Source organism: Streptomyces sp. NPDC031426 (genome assembly GCF_055581585.1).
The window spans coordinates 1-9637 of record NZ_JBVIJE010000067.1 but is presented as its reverse complement, the minus strand read 5'-3'; the positions used below and the strand labels follow the sequence as shown (position 1 = coordinate 9637).

General features: G+C 68.7%; 9 protein-coding genes and 2 pseudogenes. 8 read left to right on the top strand and 3 right to left on the bottom strand.

Annotation, left to right across the window (positions count from 1 at the left end; all coding sequences use genetic code 11):
- Window positions 1–154, bottom strand: a pseudogene (locus tag ACZ5NH_RS44720) (IS5/IS1182 family transposase); the annotation flags it as partial.
- 1011 nt (window positions 155–1165) lie between these two features.
- Here ACZ5NH_RS44720 and ACZ5NH_RS44715 point away from each other — a divergent pair.
- Window positions 1166–2266: a hypothetical protein gene (locus ACZ5NH_RS44715; protein WP_468784140.1), complete on the top strand. Its 1101-nt coding sequence runs from the start codon at window positions 1166–1168 to the stop codon at window positions 2264–2266.
- Window positions 2267–2700: 434 nt separating this feature from the next.
- Here ACZ5NH_RS44715 and ACZ5NH_RS44710 read toward each other — a convergent pair whose 3' ends face one another.
- Window positions 2701–3546, bottom strand: coding sequence for an IS5 family transposase (locus ACZ5NH_RS44710; protein WP_468784138.1), 846 nt, complete (start codon window positions 3544–3546; stop codon window positions 2701–2703).
- A 239-nt stretch (window positions 3547–3785) separates the two neighbouring features.
- On the opposite strand from ACZ5NH_RS44710, the gene ACZ5NH_RS44705 reads away from it, so the two are divergent.
- The 6 genes from ACZ5NH_RS44705 (at window position 3786) to ACZ5NH_RS44680 (ending at window position 7819) form a co-directional block, all read left to right on the top strand.
- Entirely contained in the window at window positions 3786–4133 is a 348-nt protein-coding gene (locus tag ACZ5NH_RS44705) for an STAS domain-containing protein (protein ID WP_468784136.1), read from the top strand.
- 262 nt (window positions 4134–4395) lie between these two features.
- A complete protein-coding gene (locus tag ACZ5NH_RS44700) occupies window positions 4396–4929 on the top strand; it encodes a GNAT family N-acetyltransferase (RefSeq protein WP_468784134.1) in 534 nt (177 codons plus the stop codon).
- Window positions 4930–5494: 565 nt separating this feature from the next.
- Window positions 5495–5881 carry a metal ABC transporter permease gene (locus ACZ5NH_RS44695; protein ID WP_468784144.1) on the top strand — a complete coding sequence of 129 codons (387 nt, stop codon included), beginning with the start codon at window positions 5495–5497 and terminating at the stop codon, window positions 5879–5881.
- A gap of 90 nt (window positions 5882–5971) precedes the next feature.
- Window positions 5972–6355, top strand: a complete 384-nt coding sequence (locus ACZ5NH_RS44690) for a Fur family transcriptional regulator (RefSeq protein WP_468784142.1) — start codon at window positions 5972–5974, stop codon at window positions 6353–6355.
- Window positions 6356–6598: 243 nt separating this feature from the next.
- Window positions 6599–7243, top strand: a complete 645-nt coding sequence (locus tag ACZ5NH_RS44685; protein ID WP_468784132.1) for a polysaccharide deacetylase family protein — start codon at window positions 6599–6601, stop codon at window positions 7241–7243.
- Between the two features lie 165 nt (window positions 7244–7408).
- Entirely contained in the window at window positions 7409–7819 is a 411-nt protein-coding gene (locus tag ACZ5NH_RS44680; RefSeq protein ID WP_468784130.1) for a hypothetical protein, read from the top strand.
- A 14-nt stretch (window positions 7820–7833) separates the two neighbouring features.
- Here the strand turns inward: ACZ5NH_RS44680 and ACZ5NH_RS44675 are convergent.
- Window positions 7834–8017: pseudogene (locus ACZ5NH_RS44675) on the bottom strand (LacI family transcriptional regulator); the annotation flags it as partial.
- Window positions 8018–8185: 168 nt separating this feature from the next.
- Here ACZ5NH_RS44675 and ACZ5NH_RS44670 point away from each other — a divergent pair.
- Window positions 8186–9055 carry a trypsin-like serine peptidase gene (locus ACZ5NH_RS44670; protein WP_468784128.1) on the top strand — a complete coding sequence of 290 codons (870 nt, stop codon included), beginning with the start codon at window positions 8186–8188 and terminating at the stop codon, window positions 9053–9055.
- The last annotated feature ends 582 nt before the right edge of the window (window positions 9056–9637 follow it).

Below are 9637 nucleotides of genomic sequence, written 5' to 3'. Positions count from 1 at the left end.
CGGACGTGGCCACGAACACGATCGCGGCCAGCACCTCCCGGTCACCATGCCGACGACGACCACCACCCTGAGGCCGCACCGGCGCCTCCGGCACCACTCGCTGAAACAGCTCCCACAACTCGTACGGCACCAGCCGCTCAACGATCCCCACCACGGCCGACAGCCTACCCAGGCAGCCAAATGAGATGGCGTCTAAGGCGTCCCGTTCCAGCACTATCTCGGCGTCTGCGTTGTGAGCCCGTGACAACATGCCGTCGTCACCGTACTCATATCTCGTGATGTCGCCCGCGTCATCACGCTGTTCGACGACTCGGCCAAGCGCGTCCCGTGTGAAGTACAAGACCTCGCCCGCGCCGTTGGTCCGGGCGGTCAGGTTACCCGCCGCGTCATGGACGTACGTCAGGGTGCGCCCGTTGAAGTCCGTTTCGGCGACCAGGCGGCCGGCCTCGTCGTAGTTGTAGGTCCAGGTGCGGCCCTGTGCGTTGCGGACAGCGGTGAGGCGCAGGTCGGTGTCATAGGTGAAGTCGTAACTGGCGCCGTCCGGATCTGTCCGGGCGACCGGCAGGTCGAAGTGTGTCGCCGTGAGCTGGGTCGTCATGCCCGCCGGATCCGTGTGGGCGAGCAGGTTGCCCTCCGCGTCCCAGGTCCATGTCTCCCGGGCGCCGTCGGGCTGTTCCCGCCAGGACGGTTTACCCTCGGTCGTCCAGCCCATGCGGATGGTGTGGCACAGCGGATCCGTCACCTTGACGATGCGGCCGAAGGAGTCCCGGCAGAGCGAAGTCGTGAGACCGAGCTCGTCCGTCAGGGCCACGGCCAGGGCCGCCCTGTCGTAAGCCACGGTGCGGGTGTGGCCGAGCGCGTTCGTGATCGCCGTCGGGCGGCCCGCGTCGTCGTACACGTACCGGGTCTCGGCGCCGGTCGGGTCCACCGTCGCCAGCAGGTTGCCCCGCTCGTCGTAGGTGTGCTGCCAGACCGCCCCACTCGGCTCGACCACCTCGGTCGGCAGGCTCAGCGCGCTGTACGTCGCCTGGGCCACCGAGCCGTCCGGCAGGGTGAGTCCGGTGAGGTTGCCGGCGTCGTCATAGGCGTAGCGGGTCGTGTGACCAAGCGGGTCCGTCACCGAGAGCGGCCGGGCTCCGTACTCGTCCCACTCGGCGGTGTCACGATGCGCGGCCGGACTGCGGTACTGCACACGGTGGAGGTTTTTCGCGAGGGCAGCACCCGGCTGCACTACGCGATCGGCACCCTGTACGTCGGCTACGCCCGGATGTTCCTGCGGACCTCGCAGTCCCTGGCTCGCCACCAGGAGCTCGCCGCCGATCAGATGGCAGCCCGGCACGCCGGCCGTGACATGACGGCCGCTGCGCTGCACATCCTTCCCGTGCTCGCCGCCGCGCACACCCGCTACATGGAGACGTACGCCGCGATGGGCGGGCCGCTGGGAGCGCTGCCGCCTGCGGGCAAGGTGCACGGCGGTTTCCGTCGGTTGCTCGCCGCCCGGACGGCGGAGCGGCTCCACGCACTCTCTGCCGGGCAGCGCCCGCCTCGGCCGCACGAGTACGACTCCCACCCGCCGACTGCCGAACGGATCGCCCTGATCGAGAAGCTGCCCGCCGATGGCCGAGCCGATGGGTCGGCCGATGAGCCGGCCGCGCTCACCTTGCTGCACGCCCCGGGCCAGGCGTTCGCTGCGCTGGAGGCGCGCACGTTGTCGCAGGAGGCGGCGCGGCTGCGGCGCATGAGTTGGGACGACCTCGTCATGGCTCGCGCGGTCGCCGACGCGGAGGGTTGGTCCCGGCCGCTGCGGGTCGCCGTGGCCAGGGCGCTTCGCTCTCTGGGGCAAGGAGCAGGCGGTACGGTGACCCTGCGTCGCGATGCAACAGCCGAGGAAGTGGCCGACGACCTCTTGCCCGGCTTGGAGGAGATACTCGACGCGTTCGACCGGGGCCTGCTCTGGATGGCGGTCGCCGACCGTATGCCCAAGCCGCATCAGGCGGCGCGACTTATCGGGCCGTCGGCCCGCAACTTCATCCGGCCCAAGATCTTCGACGGACTCGCGGGCATGGTCCACCTGCGCCTGGTCGAGTCCGGACACGCCAAACCTGATATCGCCTGGTCTGGGCAGCCCGGACTCATGCTGCCCGAGTCGTGGGAGAAGGGCATGGACGACGCCATCGACGCGGCTGTCGCGGACACGCCTGACACCGCCCCGCTGCGTGCCCTACTCGCCAGCCCCCAAAGCGTGTCCTCAGTGGGCGGTTCGTGAGTTGATGTCCGTTTCGAAGTGAGGCTTGCGGCAGGGGTGCTGGCCGCGGTGCCGGCTACTGGTTCCTGGCGATGTTGCCGGTGTCGGCTTCGGTGAGGATGCCGAGTTTGACCAGGCGCTTCAGCTTGGCCCGGGTGCCTTCGATGTTCTTCGGCAGCATGTCGTGGCCCTTGGCCCGCAGAGGGCCGGTCGACTCGTTGAAGGCGGCGAGGATGCGCGTGTAGTCCCCGGGTGCTCGGGCAGCTCGGGCGGGGATGCGGGGAGCCGGTCGGCGAGGCCGGTGACGGTCTTGCGTGTGATCGCGAGGTGCTCGAGGTGTGTCTCGGCCTCCTGTAGCCGGGTCTGCAGGTCGTCGATTTGCGCGCGAAGGTCGTCGGCCAGGGCCCGCGCGGCGTCCTCTTGCAGATCCAGTGCCTCAAGGAGGGGGCGAATGTTCACGCGCTCACTGCCTGTTCGCGCCAGGTGGAGGTGTTCGTGCCGGTGAGACGGCGGATCATGACGTGGGACATCGCCCAGTAGACGCGGGAGGCGGATGAGGCGGTGTGGTGCTCGTAGTCACGGACCAGGCGCCGGTGCAGTATCAGAATCCCGTAGGTCTGCTCGACCCTCCACCGCTTCGGCTGCGGCAGGAATCCCCGGTGCCCGGGGTCGCGTTCGACGATCTCGACGTCGATGCCCAGGGCGGCGCCGTGTTCGACGACCTGGTTCTTGAAGCCCTGGTCGACCAGGGCTTTGCGGACGGTGCCACCGGTGTGCCCGGCGGCCTGATCCAGCAGGATGATGCCTGCGGTGTTGTCGTGGATGTTCGCGGAGAGGACGACGACCGCGATGACCAGGCCGAGGACGTCCACGGCCAGGCCGCGCTTGCGGCCCGGTACCCGCTTGGCCGGATCGTAGCCGGTCGTGGAGGCGGGGACCCCGGCGGCCGCGTGGACACTCTGGGTGTCCAGCACCACCAGGGTCGGGTCCTCTAATCGGCGGGCGCGTTCACGGACCTGACAGCGCAGGAGTTCATGGATGACCTGGTCGGTTCCGTCGTCCCGCCAGGCGGCGAAGTAGTAGTACGTCGCACTCTTCTGCGGCAGATCGTGTGGCAGGTAGGTCCACTGGCAGCCGGTCCGACCCTGGTAGAGGATCGCGTTCACGATCTCCCGCATGTCGTAGGCGCCCTGATGACCGCTGACCGAGCGGTGCCGGTCCTTCCAGGCGGTGATCACAGGCTCGATCAACGACCACTGCTCGTCCGATAAGTCACTGGGATACGGCTTGCGTGCACTCACCCCGCCAACCCCAGCAGACCCCACACCACGGACCCATGGATTTCGCCTGCACCCACACCATCAGGCGACCACAGAACGACTCAAAGACTCACGAACCACTACTAAAAGGTCATCTTCTCGGTGACCGGGACACGGTACGGGTTGTCTCGCTCGGCTGTATGCGGCCCTATGCCGCGTGCTTGATGCCCTCCACCTACGGAGGGCGTGATCGGCTCGACCCCGGAAACGAGGGGCGAACCATGAACGCTTTGACCGCGGTGACACAGCACCACACCGACCGCACTGTGACCACCGTGAGCGGGGAAATGGACCCGCAGACCTACCCGGCACTGGCCGAGGCCACCGCCGTCATCCCGCTGGCCGGCAAGACGCTGTACCTGGACCTGTCGGGAGTGCCTTTCATGGACTCCAGCGGCCTGAACCTGCTGATCACGCTGCGCCGCCGCCTTCACGCCGAAGGTGGCCGCCTTGCCGTCACCGGCCTGCAGACCCAGCCCGAACGACTGCTGCAGCTGACACAGACCAGCGAACTGTTCACGGTGATCCCCTCCGGCACGGCTGGCTCCGACGCAGTGCCGGCCTCCTGACCGGCCAAGACATAGCCCCGCCGGTCACTCGCCGACACGCGCCCCGTCGTGCCGGTGCGCCCGCTGGCCCCGCTGCGGTGTCCGCGTGGGAGGGTCACCTCTTGCCCCCTACTAGGCCTTGGGCGGATGGCCCGGAGCATTGCGTAGTAAGGCCCGTTCTCAAGGTCCAGTGCAGGCGCCTGTGACGCCTTGTGGTTTCGCAGCAACAGCCGAGCGGGCGCAGGATTACCGGTGAGTCGCTCGCCTCCGACAGGATGGGCGCATGACCGAGATCCGCACACCCCGTCTCCTCCTCCGTAGCTGGCACGACGACGACCTCGCGCCGATGGCGGACATCAACGCAGACCCGAGGGTCATGCGCTGGATCGACGACGGCTCGGTGCGCGACCTGGAACACACGGCCGAGGACATCGAGCGATGGGAGGAGGAGTGGGATGAAGAGGGCTTCGGACTCTTCGCCGTCGAACTGCTGGCCTCGGGCGAACTGATCGGCTTCACCGGACTGTCCGTGCCCGAGTTCCTGCCGGAGGTGATGCCTGCCGTGGCGATCAGCTGGCGGATCGGCTCACAGTTCTGGGGCCAGGGATACGCATCCGAAGCCGCCCACGCCACGCTGGAGTTCGCGCTCCAGGACCGCGGCCTGGACCGCGTCATCAGCATCAACCGAGTGGGGGACAACGCCTCCGAGAACGTCATCCGCAAGCTCGGCATGGTGCCCGAGCGGGAGACGGCACACCCGGTGTACGGCTATCCACTGCGCGTTCACGCCATCGATCTCACCGAGTTCCAGGCGTAATCGGGTCGAGCCGTCGATCACCACAAGGCAGCCGACCACTGTCCAGACGTCCCCGAGCGCATTGGTCACGACGGCACGGACACTAGGCGACGGATGTTGTCCTCCTGTCAGCCGCGCGCTGGCGGAAAGCATGCAGTTCGCCCAGGCGCCGGCGGAGGAGGAACTCGGCGGTACGGCGGCCAGCCTCCTCCGCGGCCTGCTCAGCAGCCCCCTCGGCACCGCGGCCGCGACGCCGAAGACACGCGTCATACGCGCGTCGGCCTCCGCCACAGCCTCCTGCGCCCCGAGTAGCCGACGCAGCGCGGCCGCGCGCCGCTCGTCCCGAATCCGCTGCGCGACCTGCGGCGCAGTGAACGCTGCCCAGGCCGGATCGGCGTCCAGACCGCAGGCCCGCTCGCACGCCGCCGCCAGCAGGGCGCGGGTGTCCTCTCGCACTGCTGGGTAAGCGCGGCAACCGCGGCCGCGTCCGACAGGTCAGCCCGAACGGCGACGGCCAGGTCGACGGCCTCCCGCACCAGTTCCTCGGCACGCCGCCGGTAGGAGCACACCGGGCACAAACCCGCAGATTCGGGAAACAACGCGGTCTCGCCCGCCTCATCCACCACGAGATCGACCACCTCGACGGCCTGCTCTACACAGCCCGCATGCGAATCGGGGTGGACCCGATCCCCAGGCGGTCGGGTCCCTGCTCCTGCTCGGCCTGCTCGCCGCCCCCGCAGGCGCCGCGATTCGCCTCACCGACCGCCCCTACCGGGCGCTCGCCCTCTCCGCCGCGCTGGCGGTACTGGAGATGTGGGCCGGGCTGCTCGCCTCGTACGCGGTGCCGAGAATGCCACCGAGCTTCGCCATCATGGCCGTCGCCACGGCCGTCTACACCGCCACCTTTCTGATACGACGCCCGGTCCCCGGCCCACGTACGAGAGCCGCAACCGCCGTCCCCACCGGCCCATGAGCGAAGGCACGCTGATGGAACTCGATTGACGGCCCGCCCCCACACCGTCGGCCGACATCACACTGATCGGCCGCCACACCCAGCAACGCACTGTCGTCGTCGAGGCGCTCGTCCGGGCCGAGGGCTTCATCGGCGCCCAGGCACTCCAACAACCGGCTCGCCGCCGACGGCTCACCGGTCGGCCTGTCCACGGTCTACCGCACCCTGACCGCCCTGGCCGCCGCCGGCCGGGCCGACCTGGTCCGCGACCCGGGCGGAGAACGCCTTTTCCGCTACCGCCCCGCCCTCGACCACCGCCACTACCTCCTCTGCGCGGAATGCGGCCTGAGCCTGCCCGTCGACTCAGGCCCGGTGGAGGACTGGGCGGACACCATCGCACGGAACTCCGGCTTCGCGAAGGTCCGGCACACGGTGGAGCTGTCCGGGGTGTGCCCGGACTGCGTCCGACGGCATGCGGCGGCTGAACGACACTGAACGCGACCACCGTCTGATGTCGGCCAGGAGCCCATTCCATCGAGTGGATCAGGCCACCAGCAATTTGCCCACAAAGAACGCAACCACCCTCCGGGGTGATGCAGTTACCAAGTCATGGAGAACACAGGCAGTACGCATGTCACCCGCCGGGCCCTGCTGACAGTCGGCGGATTGATGTTTCTCAGCGCCTGCACAGCCCCTGGCGGTACGCCTGAACACACAGGGACCTCGGCACCGGACATCGTGAAGCCCACTCATCCGGGCGACTCCCACGCCAGCGAGCCGGCCCGCGTCGAGCTGCCGGGCCGGCCGGAGTTCTACGTCCACCAGGGCCCGCGAGCGATCGCGCTGACCATCGACGACGGTCCGAACCCGGAATGGACGCCGCAGGTGCTGGACCTTCTGCGCCGCCACGCCGTGACCGCCACGTTCTGCCAGGTCGGTGCCCGCGTCAGCGCGTACCCCAGCCTGGTGCGGGCGGTGGCCGCCGAAGGCCACCTGATCGCCAACCACACCTGGACCCACGCCGACCTGGCCCGGGCATCCGCCACGACCGTCCGCTCCCAGCTGGAACGCACCAGCGACACGATCGAGAAGCTCACCGGCCAGCGTCCCACGATCTTCCGTGCCCCCTACGGAGTCTGGTCGGAGCCGACCCTGGCCACCTGCCGCGAGATGGGCATGCGACTGCTGGACTGGTCCGTCGACCCCCACGACTGGTCGCGGCCAGGCGCCTCGCTCATCGTTGAGCGGATCATGGCCCACACCCGTCCCGGATCGATCATCCTGGAGCACGACGGTGGAGGCGACCGCTCCCAGACAGTGGCCGCCCTGCGCCTGGTGCTCCCCCGCCTGCTCGACGCCGGCTACCAGTTCGTCACCCCCTAGGCTTTCCGCGTTGCGTCGTCGCGCGCGATGCCCGCTCTTGCACCCGCCGAACACCCCCCTGTTACGCTCCAGCCCCGCCACGTCGGGCTCGGCCCAGCGGTCTGCGGTACGTGGCGCTGTTGCGCCCCGCCGGAGGAAGGGACCAGGGCGTGTTGATCCTTGCCCATGCTTTTGGCCAGCTACCGGGTCACCGCGTTCACCGACAAAGGCCCGGCCCGCATCCACGACGCATCCGATCCGACCTCCTCCATCACATTGCGGGCCCCGACCGGTCCGGCGCCCACCCCGGTCATGAGTACGACGACCGCAACCGGCTGGCACCGCCTGGCCACCGTCAGGTCGGGCAACGACATCTACGGCTCGAACGTCCCGGGCTTCGGCGACTACGCCCTGGTCACGCTCCCCCACCAGCCCGCACGTACCAAGGCAACGAACAAGTCCAGCGCGACCGACGGGCTGATCTATATCCTCGGCGGCGGACTGCTGGCTCTGACCTGCGCCATCGCTGCGATCCGCGTGCTGCGTTCACGCGACACCGCCGTCACTTCCGACCTGCAGAAGGACGACGCCCTCTGATACACGCCTGGGCTCTGGTGACCACCGGTACGAGCGGGCGTCCTGTCCACGGAAGACGTACGGCCCCCCGTGGCACGGCCAAGGCGTCGGCTTGGTACGGGCGATGTGGTTGGCGACCAGGGCGGACAGCCAGTCCATCGAGTCGATGGTGCGGTAGTTGTCGTCCTTGAGCGGGCAGCGCACGAGCTCGCCGGTGTCCGGTGCCGTGGTCGCCGGGCAGGTGCAGGAGCATGAGGTAGCGGGTGGCACGCTCGACCAGGGTGCCGATGGCCGATCCGGACGGTGGATTGTCCGGACGGTGGATTGTGACGGAAGCCTCCAGGTGAAGCACCTCCCGCACTCCCGGACCGCGTCGATAATGACCTTGTGCGCTCGCTAGCCAGGAAATCCATCCTGCCCCTGACGCTGGTCATCGTCGGGACGGCAGCAGTGGTGAGCGACGCCGCGGAGAAAGCCCATACGGCCAGAAGCAGCGGGCGCAGCGGTTTCGGCAAGTCGGGCAAGCCGGGCCAGTCCCCGCAGGGCCAGGACCAGGACTTCTCCGCGACGGCCCCGGCCAAGGACGGCAACGCGTACACCCCTCGCAGGACCGAGGAGAACGCCCGGATCGGCGCGGTCTTCGAGAAGGACGGCCAGGGCGGCCACTTCTGCACGGCGAGCGTGGTGCAGAGTCCGGGCCGGAACATGCTGATCACCGCGGCCCACTGCGCCTTCGACGCCGACTCCGGACAGCCGCGGAACGACCTGGTCTTCGCCCCCGGCTACCGCAACGGCGACGAACCCACCGGTCTGTGGAAGGTCAGCAAGGTGGTCGTCGACGACCGCTGGGCCGCATCGCAGGACGAGGACCTCGACTTCGCCTTCCTCGTCCTGGCCCAGAAGGACGGCAAGGACATCCAGGACGTCCTGGGCGGCAACACCCTCGGCATGAGCCGCGGCTTCGACAACAAGGTCAAGATCACCGGCTACCCCGCCAGCCGTGACACCCCGGTCTCGTGCCAGAACCGCACCACGAAGTTCAGCGAGTACCAGTTGCGCATCCAGTGCACCGGCCTCGAGGACGGGACCAGCGGCAGTCCCTGGCTCGCCGGCTACGACCCCAAGAGCCACACCGGCACGGTCATCGGCGTCCTGGGCGGCCACGAGGGCGGCGGTGACCAGGACGACGTCTCCTACGCCGCGTACTTCGACGACGACATCGCCAAGCTCTACCGGCGCGCCCAGGACGAGGACTGAGTTGGCGCACTAGCCGCCAAGGGCGGCTTCGCCGGTTGTCCGGCCAGCACTGAACCCTTCTTCGTGTGCTCCCGCAACGGTGCCCTTCCGGCCGGCGCTCGCTGCTGGAGCTCGGGGCGTCGTCAGCCGCGCAGGAGTGGGCTCTTCACCTACTCGCGCACGGCGTGCCCATAGCGTGCCCATAAGACCGGACAACCACGGTCAACAGCGGTGGGATTCCACGCCCTCGGGCTCCGAACCAGAGCACATACGCCCAGGTCAGAAGCTACCCGGTCCCCAAGCGCCGTCGCTTCACCTGGAAAGTGCCTCCGGCGGTGGCGGGAACAAGGACCTCAGCGATCCTCATTCTCGCTGGCCAGAGGCACTATCTGCTTTCTTGATCACCAGTCGGACAGCCCGCCTCGTGAAAGCGCGAGGCTAAGCGCCCGCGCGGACACCGTGAGACAGACGTGGGCCTCTGTCGGGCGGCGTTGTATCAGCATCAATGTCAGAAGCCGTATCTCAACCGATCATGGAACGTGCGGGTCGAACGCGGATTCCCGGTCGGGTGATCCTGCCGTGGCCAGGGCATGAAGACGGGAC